The organism is Streptomyces sp. C36, assembly GCF_040932295.1.
Taxonomy (GTDB): Bacteria; Actinomycetota; Actinomycetes; order Streptomycetales; family Streptomycetaceae; genus Streptomyces; species Streptomyces triculaminicus.
In genome coordinates this window covers 103,408-126,880 of the sequence record NZ_JBFQGI010000009.1, presented here as the reverse complement: position 1 = coordinate 126,880, position 23,473 = coordinate 103,408, and the positions used below count along the sequence as shown (strand labels likewise).

The following is a 23,473-nucleotide window of genomic DNA, read 5'->3' as shown; positions in this document are numbered from 1 at the left end:
CGTAGGCGCAACAAACCGGCCGGTCCGTCCGATCTCCGCACGCACCCGCACCCCGCACCCCGGACGCCGCCGCGCACCGCCCGCACCGCCCGCTTCCGTGCCCGAGAGGGGCCGACCCGCCATGCCCTCATCCGCGCTCCGCGCCCCCGCCTCCGGCTATCCGCACCCCGGCCCCGCCCGCCACCCCGCCGACTGGCGCACCCGCGCCGCCTGCGCCGGCCTTCCGGACGGCGCCGTCTTCGCCCGCCGCCCCAAGGCCGCGCTCCCCGCCCTGCGGGCCTGCGCCGTCTGTCCCGTACGCCGCTACTGCCTGGAGGCCGTCGCGCCCCAGGTGAGCTGGTTCGACGGGGTCAGCGGAGGACGCCTGTGGCGCAACGGCAAAGAGGTGCCCGTCCCCGAGGCACTCGGGGACGACCGTCCGGCCGACCACCTGGAGGAGCCGTCATGACCACGAAGGACAGTCCCATCGTCTGGCTGGGGGTCCTGCTCCGTCAGTTCCCGGAGCTGAGCCGCGAACTCGCCCCCAGCCGCACCGCCCGCCCCTCCCCTACCGGAACCCGGCCCCCGTCCGGCCCCTCCACGCCCATCCGGCTCTTCGTCTCCGACACCATCCGCGACATCACCGACGGCGTGGTGGAACTGGAGGAGGCCGTCGCCGAGAAGCTGGGCCTGCCGCGCCCGCGCCGGGGCACCGTCCCGGAGCGCCTGCTCCGGCTGATCTCCCTGCTGGACCGCGTGGCCGCCCACCCGGACCCCGCCCTCGCCGAGCACGTACGCGGCGAGACCCGCCGAATGGCCCACCGCTCCTCCCTCGCCCTCGGCGACGCGGAGACCCCCGTCCGGGTGCGGGGCCGCTGCGTGCACTGCGACTCCGTCTCGCTGCGCGTCTTCCCCCGGCGCGAGACGATCCTGTGCGTCAACCCCGGCTGCCGCTGCCAGGACCCGGCCTGCGGCTGCCGTACGGACGGGGGACACCGCCACGCATGGGTCCGGGCGGACTGGGACCTGCTCGGCGGGAACCTGGGCGAGAGCCCGGGCGCCGGCCTCGAGGGGAGCGTGCGATGACGACCCTGGTGACGACGGCGATCGCGGCCCAAGAGGCGGCGGTCGTGCCCGACACGATCCGCAAGTGGGTCCAACTGGGGCACCTGGCCCCGGCCGGACGGCGCGGCCGCGGCCACCTGTTCCGCTTGGAGGACGTCTTCGCGGCGGAGCGCGCGACGCGCCGCGCGCATGAACGGACCCGGCCGCCGGCCCTCACCGGATGAGGCCGTAGAGCTCGTAGCCCGTAAGCCCGTATGGGGACTCGGTGTCCCCTATATATACGAGAACATGCCAGTGCCCCGAGGCCCTCAAGGCCCCGGGGCACTTCCGCGTTCGCCGGCTTCCGCGGGCACCGGCCGGTCAGGCGTTGGAGGGGCCGGAGTCGGCGGCGCTCCACGAGGGCATCCGGTACACCTGGGCGCCGGCGTCGGTGCGTCGCGTGCCGTCCTCGACGGTCTCGACGGCCTCCTGCCAGCCGCTGACGAATCCGCGGACCTCGGCGGCGTCGACGGCCTTGGCGGCGAGCTTCCCCACGACGGACGTGAGCGCCTGGGCGACCTCGTCGGTGAATATCCCGGCCTCCCCGGACTCGGCGGCGACCTCGACGGTGGCCGCCACGACCTCCGTGATCCGATCGCTGTGCACACTCATCGTGCAGGTCCCCCGCACATCACGACTCGCTCGCTCATGCCACCCCCAGGTGCTGTTCGCCTACTCATTTGGCCCCTCCGTGACACCTCCAGCGCATCTGTCGTGAGATACCCGGGAGTGTGCGCGATCGTCCTTTAATCTATCCCGCCACTCTGACACTCCGTCTCCTCAGGGGGACGTTCCGCGATACAGACCGGACGACCGGTTTGATCGTAAGATCGATTATGCCGCGAGGCGCGGGGAGATGCCGGGGATACGGGAGACGGGCGGGGAAGCGGTCATGTGGAGACGGAAGCGGGTGAAACCCTCCTACGAGGAGATGCTGGCGGAGGCCCGGGAGGGTTTCGCGGGGATGCTCGACATGGCGGACGACTCGCTCCGCATGACCGTGGAGACCTTCGAGACGCTGACCGACATGCGGGCCGCCGTCGAGGAGCTGCTCGACGAGGGCGCCGGCCTGCCGGCCCGGTCGATCCGCGCGCGGCTGCCGGACGTCGAGGACCTCCGGCGCGACGCCCGCGACAGGTCCGCGGAGTACGAGAAGGTACGCGTCTCATGGCGCGAGGGTGCGGACGAGGCGGACTTCGAGTCGCTGACACCGGCCGCCGAGTACCTCACGGAGTACATCTCCTCCTGCGTTCCCACCATGGAGCGGCTGAACGAGCTCATCAACGGCCTCGGCGACCTCTACGCCACGCTGGCGGAGCTGCTCCGCACCCTCACCCCCATCCGCGAGCGGGCGCATGCCGCCCTGTCCGCCGCGGCGGGCGAGCTGGCCTGGGCGGGGCCGGCGACCCAGGGCAAGTTCGCGCTGGAGGTGCGGCTCAACGCCATCGGGGACCGGCTGCGCGCCCTGGACGCCGGCGTCGTCGACCTCGAGCCGGACCGGGAGGTCGCCGACCGGTACTACGAGGTGGAGGCGGCGATAGCGGAGATCCGGGAGGCGACGCTCTTACTGGGGCCGGCGTACTGACCCCCTCCTGATTGCGAGCTCGAAACTTCTTGTTGCGCGCTCGCGCGTTCTCGTTCACAATAGATGCAGCGGCGGAGCTGTGCCCACGACAAGGGCGCGGCGTCCGCCGCTTCGCGTTACGCAAAGGAGCACCCCGTGAACGAAGCAGCGCTCTCGTTCCCCGACGTGGAACGCCTCGTCGTCGAGAACCTCAAGTACCGGCCGGAGCTGGCCGGCGCGGTCGTCGACAACCGTCCGCCCGCCGGCTTCGACGGTACGCAGAAGGTGGTGCTGGTCTCCCGGACCGGCGGCGCCTGGGTCGACGACCTCCACCTCGACCAGCCCCTCGTCGAGCTGGAGGTCTACGGACCGGACAAGACGACGGCACACACCGTGTCGCTCGCCGTCCGCTCCGCCCTCCTCCAGCTCCGCGGCACCCGCTACGGCACGGCGGTCGTCACCGACGTCGTCGAGACCGAGGCCGTGCGCTGGCTCCCGGACTACAACCGGCCCGCCGGCAACCGCTACCTCACCACGGTGCGCCTCTCGCTCCGCCCGGAGTAGAGCACCGTCCACCAGCCAGGCCCCGCCGATCCGGCGGGGCCTTTGTCATGCACGACTTCCCTTTCTCATCCCTCTCATCAAGGAGAACCTCATGCCCGGTATGAACCCGAGCGAGATCCGCGTCGCCGGCACCGGCCGCATCCTCATCGCCAAGCCCGGCACGAGCGGCCCGGCCGACCTCAACACCACCGACTGGGGCACCGGCTGGCGCGACCTGGGCTACACCAGCACCGACGGCGTGAAGTTCGGCCGCAAGGGCAAGACCGCCAACATCGACACCTGGCAGTCGCTGAGCCCGGCCCGCACCATCTACACCGAGCGCGAACTGACCGTGAAGTTCGGCATGCTCCAGCTCAACGAGGACACCCTGCCGTTCTTCTTCGGCGGCGGCACGGTGGGCGAGAGCACCCCGAACTCCAACGTCTACAAGTACGACATCCAGACCGACCAGGGCGAGGACGAGCGCGCCCTGGGCGTGGAGTTCAGCGACGGCGCGGACATCAAGTACCGCATCGTCATCCCGCGCGGCCTGGTCACCGTCCAGGACGACATGGACCTCAACCGCAAGGGCGCCATCAAGCTGGGCGTCACCTTCACCGCCCTGGCCCAGAAGCCGGGCGACGCGCTGGCCACGTGGCTGATGAAGGACACGGCGTACGCGGCGGGCGCGGGCAAGTAAGCACACCGGGCGCCGGCGAGCACCGCCGCCGGCGCCCCTTCCCTCTTCTCCCCCTCGCTTCCTCACTTCCGACAAGGAGCACCACCATGCCCGGATTCGACGTCAACGCGGCCCGCGCCCAGCGCCTGGAGGCCCTCGGCAAGAACTGGACCTTCCGGCTCGACGGCGACACCTTCGAACTCCCCACCGAGATCGGCCACCGCACGGCCCGCGCCCTGCGCGAGCTCGACGACAACGACGTCGACGGCCTGCTGGGCCTGCTGCTGGGCGAGAAGCAGTTCGAGCGCTTCCTCGACCACGACGTGACGATGCAGGACATCGCCGCGATCCTCGAGGCCTACGGCAAGGAGACCGGGCTCGGCCTGGGGGAAGACTGAGCCTCGACGCGTTCGCAGAGGAACACGCCGAGGCTCTGGAAGCCGATCTGCTGCGCCACTACGGGGTGGACCTGCTCGACTGGCACCGGGGTTCACTGTCCTCGCGACGGCTCTCGGTGCTGGTGAAGCACATGCCACGCGACAGCGCGATCAACCGCGACCTGCACGGCGAAGCCGTGGAATGGGACGCGTCGACGCACCTGCTAGCGGCGATCACCGACCATCTGTCCGTCGCCAACTGGCTGACGACCACCATCAACAGCGGCGAGGACGCGGAGCCGCTGGACTACCCGGAACCGGTCCCGCGACCGGGCCTCCCGGACCCGGAGGACGAGCCGGCCTCCGGCGACGAGGCCGGAACCCACGCCGGCGACGCCACCCCGGCCTCGGAGGACCTGGCCCGCTTCTTCGGGCCGGAGCCGCGACTCTGAGCCCCGCCTTTCGGGCGGAGCGGCACACCGAGGGGCTCACGCTCAGAGAGCGAAAAGAATAACGAAAGGCAGCATGAGCACGTGCAGGAGCAACAGCAGTAGCAGACCGCAACCCAGGTCGCGGCGGGCCGGCGACTTCCTGCTCAACTCGATTTCCGTACGCGCTCTGCGATGCGGCGCCCGGGGATCGTAAACAATCCCCACCCGCTCGCCGTCCCGGCACATGCGCCCATCCGCAAGAGGGCTTCTGTAGAACGCCCCCAGCCCGTCCAGCGTAGTGAAGTGAAACTCCTCCGATACGCGCCCCTCAGACCACGACGCATCCGTGCATACAGACGTGACAGCCACACCGGCCTTGCGGAGCCTCCGGTCGACAAGCAGCGGATAGGCGCCGAACGGAATGACAAATATCGCCGTCGGAAGCAGCACTACAAATAAATACCCGAGCCACGCCCAGCCGTAGCCTTCAACGACCCATTCCAGCACGATAACTCCCCCCGAACAACGGGCCCAAAAAATCAAAAATAGCAAAGACGACCGGGAAAATCAAGAGATACCACATCAGCCGCACATGTGATTCAGGTGAGCCCATATGGCCGTAGACCCGGGCCCACTTGTCCCCGACTATTTCGGCGACAAGTTCGAGGACCCCGCGAAGCAGCACACCGAGTACAGCAAGAAAATAAACGACCTCAGCTTTACGGTCAACAGAATGGGAATGACCGTAAACGGCATGACGGCAACCATGAGCACGCTCAGCGGTTCCGTCACCGCCTTGAGCGGCAGCGTCGAGGGCCTGAAGATCTCACTCGGCCTCGTGGCCATGGGGTTCACACCTGTAAAGGTGGACGGCGCCCTGCTGAAGGTCGACGAGAAGGGGATCGTATTCGGCGGAAAACAGAAGTGGACCTGGCCCCACGCCCGCGACAGCAAACAGAAGCAGGAAGCTGCGGACAAGAAGGCGAAGGTCCTGCACTCGGAGGTCGGCGCGGCCAAGGCGACCGCCAAGGAGAGCGTGCGGCAGGCCCAGCTCGATCCCACCAATGCAGCCAAAGTCGCAAAAGCCAGACGTGACCTCAGCGCTTTTCGGACCGCATATTTCAACGCCAGACCCGACATAGAACGCGCCAAGGCAATGCGAGACGATGCGAAGAAGGCGGAGAGGGATGCCAAAAAAGCACGGGAGAACATACGAAGGGATACAGAGGCGGCGGGCAGACACATGCTCGAAATGAGCAGGACGCTCGATTCGCTGAGCAATGGATTGGCCGGGCATTGAAAATCGGCCACGGAGATCGCTCGTACTTCCGAATCGGATAAATCATGTCTCTAGTTCAATCCCTGGGCCGGACCACCGCCCCTCTCAGAGGCTTCAGAACCAACGCCGACGCCGCCGGCCGCGCCGCGGGCAACCTCGGCAGACAGGCCGGCACCGCCAACGGCAATGTCGGGAAGCTCAAGGGCTCGTCGCAGCAGGCCGCCCGTGAGGTCAAGACACTCCGGACCAACTCCGACCATGCCGAGAGGTCCGTCGGCAGGCTCGGAAAGGCCGCCGGCAGCGGCAGCCGGGAAATGGGGAAGTTCGAGGGTGGCACGAAGAAGGCTGCCGGCGGGGTCAAGGGGCTCAACAAGTCCATGCGGGGCAACATCCTCGGGATGCTCGTGGAACTCTTCGCCCCGCTCATCGAGAAGGTCGTCACCATGGCGTCCAAGTCGAAGACGATGCAGCGCATCATGAAGGTCGCCTTCGACGCCATCAGCAAGGCCGTCGACGTCGCCATGAAGTTCATCGGCCCTCTGATCCAGATCACCGGCAAGGCGATCTCCCTGGTCTTCAAGGGACTCAAGCTCGCGATCGCGCCCATCGTGATGTGGTTCAGCGTCGACGTCCCCGGCGCGTTCAAGAAGGTCAAGGAGGGGCTGCACGCGGCCTGGGACTCCTTGCCCGAGTCCGCCAAAGCCGTGTTCCGGACGATCTACGACGCGGCCAAGTGGCCGATCAACGAGGTCATCAAGCTCATCAACAGGGCCTCGGACTCGGTCAACGGCATCCATGTGAAGGTCCCCGACTGGGTCCCCTTCATCGGCGGCAAGAACTTCACCGTCAACATCGGCCACATCCCGCTGCTCGCGGAGGGCGGCGTGGTCCAGCCGCGCAGCGGTGGCGTGCCCGCGATCGTCGCCGAGGCCGGTGAGGCCGAGGCCGTGATGCCACTGTCCAAGCTGGACCGGCTGCTGTCGCGGACGGCGAGGGACGCCCTCGGTGGCGGCAGCGCCCGCCGGGGATCCACCGGCGAGGGCCTGCACATCGAGAACTACTACGCCACGCAGACGAGCGATCCCCAGCAGACCGCCATGGCCCTGATGTTCCTCGCCAAGGCTCGCGGATAAGGAGGTACCCGTATGGCGGCAGCCGCAGCATCCGCCCACCCGCTCATCAACACATCCGGCGCCTTCGCCCGCTTCGGCTCCCTGCTGGGGCAGGGAGCCTCGGCCGTCAGGGACAACGCGCGGGCCGTCGCGACCGCCGCCCGCGCCCTCGACCGGCTCGGCCGCGGCAAGGGCCCGGCCGGCGCGTCCGTCAAGCAGTTCGGCACCGGCGCCGGCACGGCCGGCCGGGCCGTCGACACGCTCGGCAGGAGCGCCCGCACCGCGAACACTCAGTTGCTGAAGGGCAGAGCCGGCAGCCGGACGGCCGGCCGGCTGGTGAAGGACCTCCACCGGCAGGCCGGCACCGGCGCCCAGCCCATCCTGAAGCAGGCGAAGCTGGCCGGAAGGGCCGGCCGGCTGGGCGGTGTCCTGGGCGGCGGCATGGGGACCGCCGCCCAGATCTGGGACGCGGTCAACCTGGTGATGAAGGGCAATCCCCTGATCCTGCTGGCCACGCTGATCGTGCCGGTGGCCGCGCAGCTCATCGAGTTCGCGATGGACTCCGACGCCGGCAGGGCGTTCATGGAGGAGGTCTTCTCCTCGTTCGAACTCCTCATCGGCCCCGCTTTCCTGGCGATGACGCCGATGATCACCGGTCTGGCGGTGGGCGCGGCCCTCTTCGAGAACATCCGCCGCTACGTCAGCGATCCGGTGAAGTTCCTCCGCGAGGACCTGCCGAAGGGCTTCCAGCACATCCGCGAGGGCATGGACGGCTTCTTCGGCGGCATCGCGGAGTTCGGCAAGACCGCCTTCCAGACCGCGGTGGGCTTCCTCAAGGTCCCCCTCAACGGGCTGGTCTCCTTCGCCAACCTGGTGATCGACGGCCTCAACCACATCCCCGGCGTCGACCTCCCCCGAATCCCCATGCTCGCCCAGGGCGGCGTCGTGGCCCCCGTCCCCGGCGGCGTACCCGTGATCCTCGCCGAGGCCGGCGAGAGCGAGGTCGTACTGCCGCTGTCCAAGCTCGACGCGCTGCTGGCCCGTACGGCCGAGGCGGCCCGCGCCGGGGTGCCGGGAGTCCGGGGTCCGCGGGTCGAGCACTACTACGAGCCGGAGGGGCGCGGCTCCCACGGCATCGCCGAGGACCTGCTGTTCCTCGCACAGACAAGAAGGTGAGGGCCACCCGCCCATGGCACCAACCCCGACACAGATGAACACCGGCACCGAACCCCCCGGCTCACTGATCACCCGCGACGGGCAGATCCAGTGGGCCGGGCTTCTTTTCGGGCCCGGCACCGACTACGAGATCGACAGTGGCGGTCTCACCGGCTGGGCCGACCTGCCCGGCCTCGACAGTGGCGACGTCCTCCGGCCCGACCAGCACGGTGCCTGGCCGGGGGCGCTGTGGGCGCAGGCCCGTACCGTCACCGCGCCGGTCTGGCTGCTGCCGGACCGTCCCGAGCGGGCGGCGGAGGTGGCACGGCGGTTCCGGGCCGCCACCGCCGTCCATGGCGACGAGCGGTGGCTGGCCGTACGGCTGCACGGCGAGACGCTGGCCGTACGGGCCCGGGTCAACCAGCGCGCCATGCCGCACGACCGCATGTTCGTCACGCGCGGCGCGGCCAAGGCCACCGTGCAGTGGGTCTGCGCCGATCCGCGGCGCTTCTCCATCGAGGAGCGGACCGCGACGACCGGGCTGCCACGGCGGGAGGCCGGCCTCGACTGGGGCGGCGGTCTGACGTGGCCGCTGGCCTGGGGAGGTTCGTCCGCCAACGGCGTGCTCACCGCGGTCAACGCCGGTGACGCCCCGGCCACCCCGGTGATCGAGTTCCGCGGCCCGGTCCGGCGGCCGTCGCTGACCCGGCTCGGCGACGACCTGCGCCTGGAGTACGACATCGCGCTCGGCCCCCAGGACGTGCTGACCGTCGACACCGGCGCGGGCACGGTCACCCTCAACGGGACGACGTCCCGGCTGCACACCGCCACCGCCCGGTCCTCGCCCGAGCAGCTCTTCCAGCTGGAGCCCGGGGAGTCGTCGCTGGCCTTCCGCTGCGATCCCGACGCGGTCAACACCGAGGCGCAGGTCTCCGTCACCTGGCGCGACGCGAGCTGGTGACCGGCCCGCGCACGAGCCCGGCCGCCCATCCCCACCCACACACCTCATGGAGAACGGCATGAACATCCGCAGCGCTTGGCTGCTCAACACCACCGACGCGGGCGGTGGCCAGTCCCGCACCGACACCCGCCTCGCCCCGCTCGGCGCCATGACCCCCGGCGGCGCCATGACCTCTCTGGACGGCGTGCTGCCGGGTTCGGCGAACGGCACCACGACGGTCTCCGGCCTGCGGGTCTACGGAGACACCGCCGGCCTGAGCGCCAAGGTCGCCCCGGGCCGTGCCGTCGTCCAGGGCAGCGAGGCGGCGGGCGCCTACCCGGTCTACGTACCGGAGGTCACCAGCATCACCTTCGCCGACGGCGACCCGGGCAATCCGCGCGTGGACCTCGTGGTCCTGCGCGTGTACGACAACGACCAGGACGGCCTGGGGCAGACCGCCGCCACCATCGAGATCGTCCCGGGCCGTGCGGGGGCCTCTCCCTCGGCCCCGCCGGTGCCCGCCGGCTCGCTGCCCCTGGCCAAGGTCACCATCCCCGCGGGCGCCTCCGCCGGCACCGGCGGCCTCGACTGGAAGTCGGCGGTGGAGGACCTGCGCCGGGCGACCGTGGCGGTCGGCGGCATCGTCCCGCTCGCCAGGGGCGTGGCCTTCGGCGGCGCCTACCCCGGCCAGTACCGCGACAACGGCTCGGGCCTGGAGCGCTGGAACGGCAAGGAGTGGCGGCCGTACCCGGAGCAGCCGGTGTGGAAGGACTACACCCCCCAGTGGCGCTCGGGCCGGAACGGCGCGGAGCACCCGATGCTGCGCGGCGGCTCCATCGAGGGCCGGTACGTCAAAATGGGCCCGGTCGTGCACTTCCGCGTCTTCCTGAGGATCGGCTCCTTCGACAACTGGGGCGGCCCGGGGGCGAACGGCAACTGGTACGTCACCCTGCCCGTCCTGCCGGCCAGGAGCTCCACCGGCCACTTCCGTGCCCGCCTCGGCGCCGGCTCCGGCAACGGCAACGACGGCGGCTACTTCCACGGCGCCTGCGAGATCAGCCCCGAAAGCGGCGGCTCGGCCCGCAACTGGACCACCACCAAGTCCTCCGGCGCGCCCACCAGCGCCTGGGTCGACGGCGACGACCCGATGCCCCCGCTCGGCGCCGCCGGCCAGGTCGGGATGCCCGGCACCAAGCCCGTCGACCTGCCCTCCAACTGGTACGAGCTCTGGGGCACCTACGAGGTCACCGCATGAGGCAGCCGCCGATGAGGGACGTCACCTACCGCGCCCTGTTCTGCGACCTGCTCACCGACCGCGTCATCGACGCCCTGCCGCTCACCGAGGTCGAGTTCGACGACTTCATCGGCAAGCCGGGGCAGCTGCGCGCCACCGTCCCGCTGCCCGACGAGGCCCTGGCGCGGCGCGCCCGCGCCGCGCTCCGGCCCGGCCGCACCGCGGTCTGGCTGGAGCGCGGCTCCGACATCTGGTGGGGCGGCATCCTGTGGACCAGCACACCGGCAGGCGACGAGCGGGGCCGGCTGAGCGTGCAGATCCAGGCGGGCACGTTCGACTCCTACCTCGAGCACCGGTTCCTCTCCCAGGACCTGAGCTTCCCCCGGGAGGCCGAGCCGGCCCTGCCGCCGGTCGACCAGTTCGAGATCGTCCGCGGTCTCGTCCGGCACGCCCAGGAGCAGCCCGGCGGCGACATCGGGATCACCTTCGGCACCGAGCGGTCCCAGGTCGCCACCAGACGTTCGTACGCCTGGACCGACCTGGCCCGGGTCCGGGAGCTCATCGACCAGCTGGCCGCCATGGAGAACGGCTTCGAGTGGCGGATCCACTGCTTCCGCGACCCCGACACCGGGGCCCGCGTCAAGCGGCTCCAGCTCGGCCACCCCACGATCAGGACCGCCACCCGGGCCGACATCGTGCTGGACCGGCCCGGCCCGGTGCTCACCTACAGCCTGCCGGCCGACTCGACCGTGCAAGCCAACGTCTGGGTCACCCGAGGCGAGTCGGACAATCGCGACCAGGCCAGCGAGTCCCGGCCGCAGATGTCCGCCGTGCAGGTGGCGGAGGAGGACCTGAAGGCCGACTGGCCCCGGCTGGAGGGCTCCTCGGACCTCAGCGGCGTCTCGGAGAAGGCGCTCCTCGACAGCTCCGCCGCGGCCGAACTCCAGCGCGCCCGCCGCCCCCAGGTGATCCCCGAGGTCACCATCCGCATGGACGGCCGGATCACGCCCGCCCTCATCGGCGCCACCGTCCTGCTGCGCATCCGCGACGGCTGGCACCGCGACGGGGCCGACGCCCGCTACCGCGTCGTCGGCCTGACCGTCACACCGCCCGCGCGCGGCAAGGGCGAGACCGCCAAGCTCTACCTGGAGGAGGCCTAGATGGCAGCCATCCCCACCGACCTCCTCGACCGCATCCGCTCCCTGGAGCGGCAGGTGCGCGCCCTGATGGGCAGCGCCAACACCCGGCCCGCCATGGACCGGGTCAAGGGCGGCAACGTCGTCATCACGGACGGCGGACAGCTGTCCGTGCGCAACAGCGAGGACGAGAAGGGCGCCGAGCTCCTCTACATCGGGCAGAGCCCCGAGGTCTTCCCCGCCCGGCCCGGCGGCCGCCCGCAGAGCGGCTTCCTGCTGCGGCGGGAGGACGGGTCCGTGGCCCTGGCGGTCCGGACCACCGCGCCCGACATCGAGGACCAGCAGTCGCTGAAGATCTTCGACCACAAGAGCAACGTCATCCTCTCGGACGACCCCTCCGGAGAGGGTCTCGCCCGCCCCTACATCCCCTATCCCCTGCCCACGCCCACGAACGAGAGCCGCTGGGAGTCCACCGGCTCCACCGAGTGGACCACGCTCCACACCGGTTCCGCGATCGTCCAGCACCCGTATCTGCACTGCCGGATCGCCGCCGCCGGCGAGGGCGAGGTCCGGGTGCTGGTCGACAAGGTCCCGGTCGGCCCGAGCGCCTCGGGCGAGCTCGTGTTCACGGCGCCCGTCAAGGTCGCCTTCGACGCCGAGGTCACCGTCGAGGTGCAGGCCCGCGCCACCCGGGCCGGCGGCGTCGTGCGCTGCTCGCCCCGCGCCCTCTACGGCGTCAAGTCCTGACCCCCGCGCGACGTACCACCCCAAGGAGGCATCTCCCGTGCTGCCCAACGGCATTCCCACGGTGACCGTCACAGGTCGCTACCTCACTCCCACCGGCGAGGCCCTCAACGGCACCGTCACCTTCCGCGCCCCTTCGCTGCTGACGCACAGCGGCAGCGACGTCATCCTGGGCGGCCCCATCGTGGCCACGCTCGACGCGGAGGGCCGCATCAAGGCCACGCTGCCGGCCACGGACACCCCCGGCATGAACCCGGCCACGTGGACGTACAACGTCACCGAGCAGCTGTCCGGCATCCCGGTGAACCGCACCTACGAGATCGCGGTGCCGGCCTCCCGGCCCACCGTGGACCTGGCCGACATCTCCCCGGTCGACCCCGAGGCGCCGCACTACGTCGCCGTGCCGGGCCCGCAGGGTCCCGCCGGAGCCCCCGGCCCCGCCGGCGCGCCGGGGCTCGTCCGGTCCGTCAACGGCAGGAGCACCGCAGACATCGCCCTGACCGCCGACGACGTCAAGGCGGTGCCGGCCGCCTCGGTCGGCGCGGCGAACGGGGTCGCCGGGCTCGACGCCACCGGCAAGGTGCCCGCCGCCCAGCTGCCGCCGGGCGCCGTAGCGGCCGTTTCCAGCGTCAACACCAAGAAGGGCGCGGTCGTCCTGACCGCGACGGACGTGGGCGCCCTCGACCAGGCGGCCGCCGACCTGCGCTACGTCCAGCAGTCGGCCGTCCCGGTGAAATCCGTCAACGGCCGCACCGGCCAGGTCGTGCTGGACCCGACCGCCGTCGGCGCCGTCCCCGCGGGCACGGCCCTACTGCTGACCGGCGATCAGAACGTCGACGGGACGAAGACGTTCACCGCCGCCCCCGTCTCCACCGCTCCGCCGACCATCGCCGGGCACCTGGCGACGAAGGGCTACGTGGACTCCCTGGCGGCCCCCGGCACCTGGGGCCCACGCGACCTGGGCTTCGCCGCCTGGACCTTCGACCCCGCCACGGCCGCCTACGACGCCGCCCAATACTGCGTCCCGGGCACCATCTACCTCATCGGCGTCAACGTACCGGTGCCCACGAAGATCAGCAGCCTGGTCTTCTACGTCTGCGGCTTCAACGGCACCTCGCTGAGCACCGCCTCCTTCGCGGGCCTGTACACCTCCGCCGGCAACCGCGTCGGCGTCACCGCCCCGCTGACGAACCACATCGTGGCGACCTTCGGCACCACGGTCGTCTGCCCGCTCACCACCGCCTACGACGCCCAGCCCGGCACCTACTGGATCGCCCTGCTCGTCAACGGCCCGGCCGACGACAAGCGGCTCGACGGCCCCGGCTTCGCCGCTGGCGCCAACGCGGGCAAGCAGCCCGCCGGAGCGGCCCGGATGCCCGGCGCCTTCACCCGCTACGGCCGCCTGGCCACCACCGGCCAGACCACACTGCCCGCCGCGTTCAAGCCCGGCAAGGAAACGATCATCGAGGACGCGAACGCCATCTGGGCCGCCCTCGCCTGACCCGGGCCCGGCCCGTCCACCGAAGGCCCCGGGCCGCCCCCGCTCCCCCGGCGGCGGCCCGGGGCCTTCTCCCGCACCGAACCCACCCTGGAGCGAAACCATGGCAACTCCCCTCACCGCCGACGCGCTGCTCGCCGCCCTGCGCGCCGAGGGCCTGAACGTCGTCGAGGTCGGCGACTGGCGCGAGCACAACCGCAACCACAAGGGCGCCTGGGGCCCCGTCCACGGCGTGATCGTCCACCACACCGTGACCAGCGGCACCAAGGACTCCGTCGACATCTGCTACGACGGCTACGACGAACTGCCCGGCCCCCTGTGCCACGGCGTCATCGACAAGGACGGCACCGTCCACCTCATCAGCGCCGGCCGCGCCAACCACGCCGGCAGCGGCGACGGGCGCGTCCTCGACGCCGTCGTCCACGAGGCGAGCGCGCCCGGCCCGGGCAGCGACGACACCGACGGCAACGCCCGCTTCTACGGCTTCGAGTGCGTCAACCTCGGCGACGGCGAGGACCCCTGGCCCGCCGCCCAGCTGGAGGCCATCGAGCGCGCCTCGGCGGCGCTGTGCCGCGCCCACGGCTGGAGCTCGGCGTCCGTCATCGGGCACAAGGAGTGGACCGCCACCAAGATCGACCCGGCGGGCTTCTCGATGGCCGACATGCGCGGCCGCATCGCCTCCCGCCTGGGCACCACCCCCGGCGGCCCCACCGAGCCGCCGGCCGAAGGGGGCGGCGACCCGGCCCCGGCCGTCACGGCCTACACCGTCCGGCGCGGCGACACCCTCTACGGCATCGCCGAGTCCCACGCGACCACCACCGCCCGCCTCGCGGACCTCAACGACCTCGACGAGCCCGACGTCCTGCGCCCGGGCCAGGAGCTGCGGGTCCCCGCCCCCGGCAACGATCACGAGCCCTTCCCCGGCGCCGGCTTCTTCCGCGGCGCGCCCGACTCCCCCGTGGTCACCGCCATGGGCCGCCGCCTGGTCGAGGAGGGCTGCTCCGCCTACGCCGAGGGGCCCGGCCCGCGCTGGAGCGAGGCCGATCGCCGCTCGTACGCCGCCTGGCAGCGCAAGCTCGGCTTCACCGGCTCCGACGCCGACGGCTGGCCGGGCCGGAACTCCTGGGACGCGCTGAAGGTCCCCCGCTCCTGAAGAAAGGCCGGCCCATGACCGACACCACCAAGCGCACCCTGCGCACCGTCCTGCAGACCGCCGTCGCCCTCGCCATCGTCCTGCCCGCGATCGTGGACGCGGCCGGCGTCCCCGCGACCCTGCCCTGGGTCGCCGGGGCGCTGGCCGCCGCGGGCGGGCTGACCCGGGTCATGGCCGTACCCGGCGTCCAGGCCCTGCTGCCCTCCTGGCTGCGCACCGGGCGGCAGGCCCCGCCCGGCACCGACGCCGAGCTCCTGGCGCTCGCCCGCGACGACCGGGGCCGCACGTGAACGACCCCGGAACCTCCCGCACCGCCCCCGCCACCGTCGCCCTGGAGCTGGAGCGGCTGCGCGGCACCATGGAGGCCGGCTTCGCCCGGGTCGACGGCTCGCTGGCACTGCTCGTGCAGCGCAGCGATCAGACCGACAAGCAGCTGGCCGACCACGAGGCCCGGCTCGACGCCCTCGAGCGGGCCCGCTGGCCGATGACCGGCGTCGCCGCGCTGACGGCCCTGGCCGGGCTGGTCCTCGCGGCGCTCCAGCTCGCGGCCGGCTAAAGGCCGGAGGCGCCCTCTGGAAGCACCCCTGGAAACGCCGCAGGGCGGCCACCCCATGATCGGGGTGACCGCCCTGACGAGCGTGCAGCGATGACTACTGGTTGTACGGACCGTAGTCGTAGTCCTCCAGCGGGACCGCCTGGCCGGAGCCGGTGCCGAAGGGCGAGTAGTCGATGTCGTCGTAACCGACGGCCGAGTACATCGCGGCCTTGGCCTCCTCGGTGGGCTCCACCCGGATGTTGCGGTAGCGGGACAGACCCGTACCGGCCGGGATGAGCTTACCGATGATGACGTTCTCCTTGAGGCCGATCAGGGAGTCCGACTTGGCGTTGATCGCCGCATCGGTCAGAACCCGGGTCGTCTCCTGGAAGGACGCCGCCGACAGCCAGGACTCGGTCGCGAGCGAGGCCTTGGTGATACCCATCAGCTGCGGACGGCCGGAGGCGGGGTGACCGCCCTCGGTGACCACACGACGGTTCTCGGACTCGAAGCGCGAACGCTCCACGAGCTCGCCCGGCAGCAGCTCCGCGTCGCCGGACTCGATGATCGTCACGCGGCGCAGCATCTGCCGGATGATGATCTCGATGTGCTTGTCGTGGATCGACACACCCTGCGAGTTGTAGACCTTCTGGACCTCGCCGACCAGGTGGACCTGGACGGCGCGCTGGCCGAGGATGCGCAGGACGTCGTGCGGGTTGGTGGCACCCACGGTGAGCTTCTGGCCCACCTCGACGTGCTCACCCTCGCTGACCAGCAGACGGGCACGCTTCGAGATCGGGAACGCCGTCTCGTCGCTGCCGTCGTCCGGAGTGACGACGAGCTTCTTGGTCTTCTCGGTCTCCTCGATCCGCACGCGGCCGGCGGCCTCGGAGATCGGGGCGACACCCTTGGGCGTACGGGCCTCGAAGAGCTCGACGACACGGGGCAGACCCTGGGTGATGTCGTCACCGGCCACACCACCGGTGTGGAAGGTACGCATCGTCAGCTGGGTACCGGGCTCACCGATGGACTGGGCGGCGATGATGCCGACCGCCTCACCGATGTCCACCAGCTTGCCGGTCGCCAGCGAGCGGCCGTAGCAGAAGGCACAGGTGCCGACCGCGGACTCACAGGTGAGGACCGAACGGGTCTTGACCGTCTCGACGCCGTGGGCGACGAGCTGGCCGATGAGCACGTCACCGAGGTCGACGTTGGCCGGCGCGATGACCTTGCCGTCGACGACGACGTCCTCGGCGAGCATACGGGCGTACACGCTGGTCTCGACGTCGTCCGTCTTGCGCAGGACGCCGTCCTCGCCCTTGACGGCGATCGCCAGCTTGAGGCCGCGCTCGGTGCCGCAGTCCTCCTCGCGGATGATCACGTCCTGGGAGACGTCGACCAGACGACGGGTGAGGTAACCCGAGTCGGCGGTACGCAGAGCGGTGTCCGCGAGACCCTTACGGGCACCGTGGGTGGAGATGAAGTACTCCAGCACGGAGAGACCCTCACGGAACGACGCCTTAATGGGTCGCGGAATGGTCTCGTTCTTCGCGTTCGACACCAGACCACGCATACCGGCGATCTGCCTCATCTGCATCATGTTTCCTCGGGCACCCGAGTCAACCATCATGAAGATGGGGTTCGTCTTGGGGAAGTTCGCGTTCATCGCCTCGGCAACCTCGTTGGTCGCCTTGGTCCAGATCGCGATGAGCTCCTGCGTGCGCTCGTCCTTGGTGATCAGACCGCGCTCGTACTGCTTCTGGACCTTCTCGTCCTGGGCCTCGTAGCCCTTGACGATCTCCTTCTTGGCCTCCGGCACGACGATGTCGGAGACGGCGACGGTGACGCCGGAACGGGTGGCCCAGTGGAAGCCGGCCGCCTTCAGGTTGTCGAGCGTCGCCGCCACGATGACCTTGGGGTAGCGCTCGGCCAGGTCGTTGACGATCTCGGAGAGCTGCTTCTTGCCCACCGAGTAGTCGACGAACGGGTAGTCCTCGGGCAGCAGCTCGTTGAAGAGCGCGCGGCCCAGGGTGGTGCGCAGGCGGAACGAGTCGCCCTGCTGCCACTCCGGCTCGCCCTCCTCGGCGACCGGGGGAACCCAGCCGCGCGGGGGAACGGTGCCGATCGGGAAGCGGATGTCGACCTTCGCCTGGAGCGAGAGCTCGCGGGCGTCGAACGCCATGATCGCCTCGGCGACCGAGCCGAAGGACCGGCCCTCGCCGATGACCTTGCGCTCTTCCTCGTCGGTGGTGAGGAAGAACAGACCGAGCACCATGTCCTGGGTCGGCATGGTGACCGGACGGCCGTCGGCCGGCTTGAGGATGTTGTTCGAGGACAGCATCAGGATGCGGGCCTCGGCCTGCGCCTCCGCGGAGAGCGGCAGGTGGACGGCCATCTGGTCACCGTCGAAGTCCGCGTTGAACGCGGTGCAGACGAGCGGGTGGATCTGGATGGCCTTGCCCTCGACCAGCTGCGGCTCGAAGGCCTGGATGCCGAGGCGGTGCAGCGTGGGCGCACGGTTCAGCAGCACCGGGTGCTCGGCGATGACCTCTTCGAGGACGTCGTACACCACGGTGCGGCCACGCTCGACCATGCGCTTGGCCGACTTGATGTTCTGCGCGTGGTTCAGGTCGACCAGGCGCTTCATCACGAACGGCTTGAAGAGCTCCAGCGCCATGGCCTTGGGCAGACCACACTGGTGCAGCTTCAGCTGCGGGCCGACGACGATGACGGAACGGGCCGAGTAGTCGACACGCTTACCGAGCAGGTTCTGACGGAAACGACCCTGCTTACCCTTCAGCATGTCGCTGAGGGACTTCAGCGGACGGTTGCCGGGGCCCGTGACCGGGCGACCACGACGGCCGTTGTCGAAGAGGGCGTCGACCGCCTCCTGGAGCATCCGCTTCTCGTTGTTCACGATGATCTCGGGGGCACCGAGGTCGAGCAGACGCTTCAGACGGTTGTTGCGGTTGATCACACGGCGGTACAGGTCGTTCAGGTCGGAGGTCGCGAAGCGGCCACCGTCCAGCTGCACCATCGGACGCAGGTCCGGCGGGATCACGGGGATGCAGTCCAGCACCATGCCGGTGGGGCTGTTGCGGGTCTGCAGGAAGGCGGAGACGACCTTGAGGCGCTTGAGCGCACGGGTCTTCTTCTGGCCCTTGCCGGTCCGGATGATCTCGCGGAGGCGCTCGGCCTCCTCGTCGAGGTCGAAGGACTCCAGGCGCTTCTGCAGCGCGGCGGCGCCCATCGCACCCATGAAGTACGTGCCGAAGCGGTCACGCAGCTCGCGGTAGAGCAGCTCGTCGCCCTCGAGGTCCTGGACCTTGAGGTTCTTGAAGCGGCTCCACACCTCGTCGAGACGGTCGATCTCGCGCTGCGCGCGGTCGCGCAGCTGCTTCATCTCACGCTCGGCGCCCTCGCGCACCTTGCGGCGCACGTCGGCCTTGGCACCCTCGGCCTCGAGCTCGGCCAGGTCGGACTCGAGCTTCTTGGCGCGGGCCTCGAGGTCGGCGTCGCGGCGCTGCTCGATCTGCTGACGCTCGACGGAGACGTGGGCCTCCAGCGAGGGCAGGTCGCGCGTGCGGCGCTCGTCGTCCACCCACGTGATCATGTAGGCGGCGAAGTAGATGACCTTCTCGAGGTCCTTCGGGGCCAGGTCGAGCAGGTAGCCCAGACGCGACGGGACGCCCTTGAAGTACCAGATGTGGGTGACGGGAGCGGCAAGCTCGATGTGGCCCATCCGCTCACGGCGCACCTTGGCGCGCGTGACCTCGACGCCACAGCGCTCACAGATGATGCCCTTGAAGCGGACACGCTTGTACTTGCCGCAGTAGCACTCCCAGTCCCGGGTCGGACCGAAGATCTTCTCGCAGAAGAGTCCGTCCTTTTCGGGCTTCAGGGTGCGGTAGTTGATGGTCTCCGGCTTCTTTACCTCGCCGTGGGACCAGGTTCGGATGTCGTCCGCGGTCGCCAGGCCGATCCGCAGCTCGTCGAAGAAGTTGACGTCGAGCACTTGTCGTCAATCCCTCTTTCAGGGTTCGTGCCCCCTCGCGCTAGCGAGTTATGGGCTCTACATCAGTGGTCTGGGGGTCCGGGGACGGTGGGGGGCTTCCGGGGAAGCCCCCCACCAGACCCGTCAGACCTCTTCGACGCTGCTCGGCTCGCGCCGGGACAGGTCGATACCGAGCTCCTCCGCCGCGCGGAAGACGTCCTCGTCGGTGTCCCGCATCTCGATGGACATGCCGTCCGAGGACAGCACCTCCACGTTGAGGCAGAGGGACTGCATCTCCTTGATGAGCACCTTGAAGGACTCGGGGATGCCGGGCTCGGGGATGTTCTCGCCCTTGACGATCGCCTCGTAGACCTTCACGCGGCCGGTGACGTCGTCGGACTTGATGGTCAGCAGCTCCTGGAGGGCGTACGCGGCGCCATAAGCCTCCAGCGCCCACACCTCCATCTCACCGAAGCGCTGGCCACCGAACTGAGCCTTACCACCCAGCGGCTGCTGGGTGATCATGGAGTACGGGCCGGTCGAACGGGCGTGCAGCTTGTCGTCGACCAGGTGGTGCAGCTTGAGGATGTACATGTACCCGACCGAGATCGGGTCCGGGAACGGCTCGCCGGAGCGGCCGTCGAACATCCGGGCCTTACCGGACGGGAGCACCAGGCGCTCGCCGTCGCGGTTGGGGATCGTGGACTCGAAGAGACCGGCGATCTCGTCCTCGCGGGCGCCGTCGAAGACCGGGGTCGCGACGTTGGTGCCGGCGGCGACGTCGTCGGCGCCGATCGCCTGGAGTCGCTTCATCCACTCCTCGTCGCCCTCGACCTTCCAGCCGCGGCTGGCGAGCCAGCCGAGGTGGATCTCGAGGACCTGTCCCGGGTTCATTCGGGACGGGACACCGAGCGGGTTGAGGATGATGTCGACCGGGGTGCCGTCCTCGAGGAACGGCATGTCCTCGACCGGAAGGATCTTGGAGATGACACCCTTGTTGCCGTGACGGCCGGCGAGCTTGTCACCGTCGGTGATCTTGCGCTTCTGCGCGACGTAGACGCGGACCAGCTGGTTCACGCCCGGCGGCAGCTCGTCGCCCTCTTCGCGGTCGAAGACGCGGACGCCGATGACCTTGCCGATCTCACCGTGCGGCACCTTCAGCGAGGTGTCACGGACCTCACGGGCCTTCTCACCGAAGATCGCGCGGAGCAGGCGCTCCTCCGGGGTCAGCTCGGTCTCACCCTTCGGGGTGACCTTGCCGACCAGGATGTCGCCGGCGACGACCTCGGCACCGATGCGGATGATGCCGCGCTCGTCGAGGTCGGCGAGGACCTCCTCGGAGACGTTGGGGATGTCCCGCGTGATCTCCTCGGGGCCCAGCTTGGTGTCACGGGCGTCGACCTCGTGCTCCTCGATGTGGATCGAGGAGAGGACGTCGTCCTGCACGAGGCGCTGCGACAGGATGATCGCGTCCTCGTAGTTGTGACCCTCCCACGGCATGAACGCCACGAGCAGGTTCTTGCCCAGCGCCATCTCGCCCTCGTCCGTGGACGGGCCGTCGGCGAGCACCTGGCCGGTGGTCACGCGGGCGCCCTCGTCCACGACGACCTTCTGGTTGAAGGACGTGCCCTGGTTCGAGCGGGAGAACTTGGCGACCCGGTACGTGTTGTACGTGCCGTCGTCGTTCGCCACCGTCACGTAGTCGGCGGAGACCTCCTGGACGACACCGTCCTTCTCGGCCTTGATGACGTCGCCGGCGTCGACCGCGCAGCGGTACTCCATGCCGGTGCCGACCAGCGGGGCCTCCGCCTTGATCAGCGGAACGGCCTGGCGCATCATGTTCGATCCCATGAGCGCGCGGTTGGCGTCGTCGTGCTCGAGGAACGGGATCATCGCGGTCGCGACCGACACCATCTGGCGCGGGGAGACGTCCATGTAGTCGACGTCGTCGCCGGCGATGTAGTCGATCTCGCCGCCACGGCGGCGGACCAGCACGCGGGACTCGGCGTAACGCATGTCCTCGGTGAGGGGAGCGTTCGCCTGGGCGATGACGAAGCGGTCTTCCTCGTCGGCCGTCAGGTAGTCGACCTCGTCGGTGACGACGCCCTCGACGACCTTGCGGTACGGGGTCTCGACGAAGCCGAACGCGTTGACGCGGCCGTACGAGGCGAGCGAGCCGATCAGACCGATGTTCGGGCCTTCGGGCGTCTCGATCGGGCACATGCGGCCGTAGTGCGACGGGTGAACGTCTCGGACCTCGAAGCCGGCCCGCTCACGGGAGAGACCACCCGGGCCCAGCGCCGACAGACGACGCTTGTGGGTCAGACCCGACAGCGGGTTGGTCTGGTCCATGAACTGGGACAGCTGGCTGGTGCCGAAGAACTCCTTGATGGAGGCGACGACCGGCCGGATGTTGATCAGGGTCTGCGGCGTGATCGCCTCGACGTCCTGGGTGGTCATCCGCTCGCGGACGACGCGCTCCATACGAGCCAGGCCGGTACGGACCTGGTTCTGGATGAGCTCGCCGACGTTGCGCAGACGACGGTTACCGAAGTGGTCGATGTCGTCGGTCTCGACGACGATCGAGGTGCCGTTCTCGCCGATGGTCTCGAGCTCGCCGGCGTGCAGCTTGACCAGGTACTTGATCGTCGCGATGACGTCGTCCGTGGTCAGCACACCCGCGTCGAGCGGAGCGTCGGCGCCCAGCTTCTTGTTGACCTTGTAGCGGCCGACCTTCGCGAGGTCGTAGCGCTTGGGGTTGAAGTAGAGGTTCTCGAGCAGCGTCTGCGCGGCCTCACGGGTCGGCGGCTCGCCCGGACGCAGCTTGCGGTAGATGTCGAGCAGCGCGTCGTCCTGGCCCTGGGTGTGGTCCTTCTCCAGGGTGGCGCGCATGGACTCGTACTCGCCGAACTCCTCGAGGATCTGCTCGGTGGTCCAGCCGAGAGCCTTCAGGAGGACGGTGACGGACTGCTTGCGCTTGCGGTCGATGCGGACACCGACCATGTCGCGCTTGTCGACCTCCATCTCCAGCCAGGCACCCCGGGACGGGATGATCTTGGCGGTGAAGATGTCCTTGTCGGACGTCTTGTCGATGGAGGAGTCGAAGTAGACACCGGGCGAGCGGACCAGCTGCGAGACGACGACACGCTCGGTGCCGTTGATGCAGAAGGTGCCCTTGGGCGTCATGAGCGGGAAGTCGCCCATGAAGACCGTCTGGGACTTGATCTCACCGGTCTCGTTGTTCGTGAACTCGGCCGTGACGAAGAGCGGAGCCGCGTACGTGAAGTCGCGCTCCTTGCACTCGTCGATGGAGTTCTTCGGGGGCTCGAAACGGTGGTCGCGGAAAGTCAGCGACATCGACCCGCTGAAGTCCTCGATCGGGGAGATCTCCTCGAAGATCTCCTCCAGACCGGACTTGGTGGGGACGTCCTGACCAGACTCCAGCGCAGCCTCGACGCGAGCCTTCCAGGCGGCGTTGCCGAGCAGCCAGTCGAAGCTCTCGGTCTGCAGCGCAAGGAGGTTCGGAACCTCGAGGGGCTCCTTGATCTTCGCAAAAGAGATGCGCAGCGGGGCGGTGCTGGCGCCGTTGTTCGTATTGGCGGTCGAGGCGTTGCGCGAGGCGGCCAAGAGGGGGTCCTTCCGAGGGCTCGGACTCACTACGCGCGTACCGGTCCCACTCCGTACATAGGAGAGAAATCCCAGCTCAGGGGGTTTCCATCAGCTGTGCTCGGAAGTGGGCATGCCCCTGGTGACGGGCAGGGAGCAGCTAACAGGCAGCGCAAAGGGTCAGTGTAGCCACTTGGCCCACTGATGTCCAGAGCGGATTTCCGGAGACCGGTGCGATACCAATCTCTCCCTCCGGGATCCTCTGTTGTTCTCTTCGCCCGGCGCCTGCCCGACGCAATGCCATGCGCCACGAGCGCATGACGATACTTCCCTCTCCGCCTTCGATCCATGCCTCGGAGGGAGGACCGATGTGGCGGTGCGTCCTGCGACGCGTCCTGAGAATCGCGCGC

At 69.7% G+C, this 23,473-nt stretch carries 23 protein-coding genes; 19 read left to right on the top strand and 4 right to left on the bottom strand.

Annotated features, from left to right (window positions below; all coding sequences use genetic code 11):
- Window positions 1-121: 121 nt before the first annotated feature.
- The 3 genes from AB4K12_RS26225 to AB4K12_RS26215 are packed head-to-tail and all read left to right on the top strand — an operon-like array spanning window position 122 to window position 1,268.
- Window positions 122-448 (top strand): WhiB family transcriptional regulator, encoded by a 327-nt coding sequence (locus tag AB4K12_RS26225; RefSeq protein ID WP_368436707.1) that lies wholly within the window; start codon window positions 122-124, stop codon window positions 446-448.
- Window positions 445-1,065: a hypothetical protein gene (locus tag AB4K12_RS26220; RefSeq protein WP_368436705.1), complete on the top strand. Its 621-nt coding sequence runs from the start codon at window positions 445-447 to the stop codon at window positions 1,063-1,065. Before AB4K12_RS26225 ends, AB4K12_RS26220 begins: the two co-directional genes overlap by 4 nt.
- The gene (locus AB4K12_RS26215) at window positions 1,062-1,268 is read left to right on the top strand and encodes a hypothetical protein (protein ID WP_368436703.1); all 207 of its coding nucleotides are present in this window, start codon (window positions 1,062-1,064) and stop codon (window positions 1,266-1,268) included. Before AB4K12_RS26220 ends, AB4K12_RS26215 begins: the two co-directional genes overlap by 4 nt.
- Before the next feature lie 136 nt (window positions 1,269-1,404).
- Here AB4K12_RS26215 and AB4K12_RS26210 read toward each other — a convergent pair whose 3' ends face one another.
- On the bottom strand, window positions 1,405-1,695 hold the full coding sequence (locus AB4K12_RS26210) for a hypothetical protein (RefSeq protein ID WP_368436701.1): 291 nt from the start codon (window positions 1,693-1,695) through the stop codon (window positions 1,405-1,407).
- Between the two features lie 280 nt (window positions 1,696-1,975).
- On the opposite strand from AB4K12_RS26210, the gene AB4K12_RS26205 reads away from it, so the two are divergent.
- The 5 genes from AB4K12_RS26205 to AB4K12_RS26185 all read left to right on the top strand — a co-directional run bounded on the left by AB4K12_RS26205 (window position 1,976) and on the right by AB4K12_RS26185 (window position 4,698).
- The gene (locus AB4K12_RS26205; RefSeq protein ID WP_368436699.1) at window positions 1,976-2,668 is read left to right on the top strand and encodes a hypothetical protein; all 693 of its coding nucleotides are present in this window, start codon (window positions 1,976-1,978) and stop codon (window positions 2,666-2,668) included.
- A 135-nt stretch (window positions 2,669-2,803) separates the two neighbouring features.
- A complete protein-coding gene (locus AB4K12_RS26200) occupies window positions 2,804-3,211 on the top strand; it encodes a hypothetical protein (protein WP_368436697.1) in 408 nt (135 codons plus the stop codon).
- Between the two features lie 91 nt (window positions 3,212-3,302).
- The gene (locus AB4K12_RS26195) at window positions 3,303-3,890 is read left to right on the top strand and encodes a phage tail protein (protein ID WP_368436696.1); all 588 of its coding nucleotides are present in this window, start codon (window positions 3,303-3,305) and stop codon (window positions 3,888-3,890) included.
- 86 nt (window positions 3,891-3,976) lie between these two features.
- Window positions 3,977-4,267, top strand: a complete 291-nt coding sequence (locus tag AB4K12_RS26190) for a hypothetical protein (RefSeq protein ID WP_368436694.1) — start codon at window positions 3,977-3,979, stop codon at window positions 4,265-4,267.
- Window positions 4,268-4,398: 131 nt separating this feature from the next.
- On the top strand, window positions 4,399-4,698 hold the full coding sequence (locus AB4K12_RS26185; RefSeq protein ID WP_368436692.1) for a hypothetical protein: 300 nt from the start codon (window positions 4,399-4,401) through the stop codon (window positions 4,696-4,698).
- 42 nt (window positions 4,699-4,740) lie between these two features.
- Here AB4K12_RS26185 and AB4K12_RS26180 read toward each other — a convergent pair whose 3' ends face one another.
- Window positions 4,741-5,184: a hypothetical protein gene (locus AB4K12_RS26180; RefSeq protein WP_368436690.1), complete on the bottom strand. Its 444-nt coding sequence runs from the start codon at window positions 5,182-5,184 to the stop codon at window positions 4,741-4,743.
- A 106-nt stretch (window positions 5,185-5,290) separates the two neighbouring features.
- Between AB4K12_RS26180 and AB4K12_RS26175 the strand changes: the two genes are divergently transcribed.
- The 11 genes from AB4K12_RS26175 (at window position 5,291) to AB4K12_RS26125 (ending at window position 15,484) form a co-directional block, all read left to right on the top strand.
- Window positions 5,291-5,977 carry a hypothetical protein gene (locus tag AB4K12_RS26175; protein WP_368436688.1) on the top strand — a complete coding sequence of 229 codons (687 nt, stop codon included), beginning with the start codon at window positions 5,291-5,293 and terminating at the stop codon, window positions 5,975-5,977.
- 44 nt (window positions 5,978-6,021) lie between these two features.
- Complete coding sequence (locus AB4K12_RS26170; protein ID WP_368436686.1) at window positions 6,022-7,089, top strand: phage tail protein; 1,068 nt, start codon at window positions 6,022-6,024, stop codon at window positions 7,087-7,089.
- Between the two features lie 12 nt (window positions 7,090-7,101).
- Complete coding sequence (locus tag AB4K12_RS26165) at window positions 7,102-8,244, top strand: hypothetical protein (RefSeq protein ID WP_368436684.1); 1,143 nt, start codon at window positions 7,102-7,104, stop codon at window positions 8,242-8,244.
- 13 nt (window positions 8,245-8,257) lie between these two features.
- A complete protein-coding gene (locus AB4K12_RS26160) occupies window positions 8,258-9,184 on the top strand; it encodes a phage tail protein (protein ID WP_368436683.1) in 927 nt (308 codons plus the stop codon).
- Between the two features lie 58 nt (window positions 9,185-9,242).
- Window positions 9,243-10,418 carry a hypothetical protein gene (locus AB4K12_RS26155; RefSeq protein ID WP_368436681.1) on the top strand — a complete coding sequence of 392 codons (1,176 nt, stop codon included), beginning with the start codon at window positions 9,243-9,245 and terminating at the stop codon, window positions 10,416-10,418.
- Window positions 10,415-11,557, top strand: coding sequence for a hypothetical protein (locus AB4K12_RS26150; protein WP_368436679.1), 1,143 nt, complete (start codon window positions 10,415-10,417; stop codon window positions 11,555-11,557). The genes AB4K12_RS26155 and AB4K12_RS26150 overlap by 4 nt, the downstream gene beginning before the upstream one ends.
- Window positions 11,558-12,280, top strand: coding sequence for a hypothetical protein (locus AB4K12_RS26145; protein WP_368436677.1), 723 nt, complete (start codon window positions 11,558-11,560; stop codon window positions 12,278-12,280). It abuts the gene before it with no gap.
- A 37-nt stretch (window positions 12,281-12,317) separates the two neighbouring features.
- A complete protein-coding gene (locus AB4K12_RS26140) occupies window positions 12,318-13,778 on the top strand; it encodes a phage tail protein (RefSeq protein ID WP_368436675.1) in 1,461 nt (486 codons plus the stop codon).
- A 100-nt stretch (window positions 13,779-13,878) separates the two neighbouring features.
- Window positions 13,879-14,928, top strand: coding sequence for a peptidoglycan-binding protein (locus tag AB4K12_RS26135; protein WP_368436673.1), 1,050 nt, complete (start codon window positions 13,879-13,881; stop codon window positions 14,926-14,928).
- A gap of 14 nt (window positions 14,929-14,942) precedes the next feature.
- A complete protein-coding gene (locus AB4K12_RS26130; protein WP_368436671.1) occupies window positions 14,943-15,218 on the top strand; it encodes a hypothetical protein in 276 nt (91 codons plus the stop codon).
- A complete protein-coding gene (locus AB4K12_RS26125) occupies window positions 15,215-15,484 on the top strand; it encodes a hypothetical protein (RefSeq protein WP_368436669.1) in 270 nt (89 codons plus the stop codon). Before AB4K12_RS26130 ends, AB4K12_RS26125 begins: the two co-directional genes overlap by 4 nt.
- Before the next feature lie 94 nt (window positions 15,485-15,578).
- On the opposite strand, the gene AB4K12_RS26120 is transcribed toward AB4K12_RS26125, so the two are convergent.
- Entirely contained in the window at window positions 15,579-19,478 is a 3,900-nt protein-coding gene (locus tag AB4K12_RS26120) for a DNA-directed RNA polymerase subunit beta' (RefSeq protein ID WP_368436668.1), read from the bottom strand.
- A 123-nt stretch (window positions 19,479-19,601) separates the two neighbouring features.
- Window positions 19,602-23,084, bottom strand: a complete 3,483-nt coding sequence (gene rpoB, locus AB4K12_RS26115; RefSeq protein WP_368436666.1) for a DNA-directed RNA polymerase subunit beta — start codon at window positions 23,082-23,084, stop codon at window positions 19,602-19,604.
- Window positions 23,085-23,473: the final 389 nt, after the last annotated feature.

Coding starts and splice junctions, on each gene's coding strand:
- AB4K12_RS26220 (WP_368436705.1), top strand. CDS start 445: ATGACCACGAAGGACAGTCCCATCGTCTGGCTGGGGGTCCTGCTCCGT.
- AB4K12_RS26145 (WP_368436677.1), top strand. CDS start 11,558: ATGGCAGCCATCCCCACCGACCTCCTCGACCGCATCCGCTCCCTGGAG.
- AB4K12_RS26210 (WP_368436701.1), bottom strand. CDS start 1,695: ATGAGTGTGCACAGCGATCGGATCACGGAGGTCGTGGCGGCCACCGTC.
- AB4K12_RS26205 (WP_368436699.1), top strand. CDS start 1,976: ATGTGGAGACGGAAGCGGGTGAAACCCTCCTACGAGGAGATGCTGGCG.
- AB4K12_RS26175 (WP_368436688.1), top strand. CDS start 5,291: ATGGCCGTAGACCCGGGCCCACTTGTCCCCGACTATTTCGGCGACAAG.
- AB4K12_RS26170 (WP_368436686.1), top strand. CDS start 6,022: ATGTCTCTAGTTCAATCCCTGGGCCGGACCACCGCCCCTCTCAGAGGC.
- AB4K12_RS26160 (WP_368436683.1), top strand. CDS start 8,258: ATGGCACCAACCCCGACACAGATGAACACCGGCACCGAACCCCCCGGC.
- AB4K12_RS26165 (WP_368436684.1), top strand. CDS start 7,102: ATGGCGGCAGCCGCAGCATCCGCCCACCCGCTCATCAACACATCCGGC.
- AB4K12_RS26195 (WP_368436696.1), top strand. CDS start 3,303: ATGCCCGGTATGAACCCGAGCGAGATCCGCGTCGCCGGCACCGGCCGC.
- AB4K12_RS26130 (WP_368436671.1), top strand. CDS start 14,943: ATGACCGACACCACCAAGCGCACCCTGCGCACCGTCCTGCAGACCGCC.
- AB4K12_RS26135 (WP_368436673.1), top strand. CDS start 13,879: ATGGCAACTCCCCTCACCGCCGACGCGCTGCTCGCCGCCCTGCGCGCC.
- AB4K12_RS26150 (WP_368436679.1), top strand. CDS start 10,415: ATGAGGCAGCCGCCGATGAGGGACGTCACCTACCGCGCCCTGTTCTGC.
- AB4K12_RS26190 (WP_368436694.1), top strand. CDS start 3,977: ATGCCCGGATTCGACGTCAACGCGGCCCGCGCCCAGCGCCTGGAGGCC.
- AB4K12_RS26225 (WP_368436707.1), top strand. CDS start 122: ATGCCCTCATCCGCGCTCCGCGCCCCCGCCTCCGGCTATCCGCACCCC.
- AB4K12_RS26185 (WP_368436692.1), top strand. CDS start 4,399: ATGCCACGCGACAGCGCGATCAACCGCGACCTGCACGGCGAAGCCGTG.
- AB4K12_RS26215 (WP_368436703.1), top strand. CDS start 1,062: ATGACGACCCTGGTGACGACGGCGATCGCGGCCCAAGAGGCGGCGGTC.
- AB4K12_RS26155 (WP_368436681.1), top strand. CDS start 9,243: ATGAACATCCGCAGCGCTTGGCTGCTCAACACCACCGACGCGGGCGGT.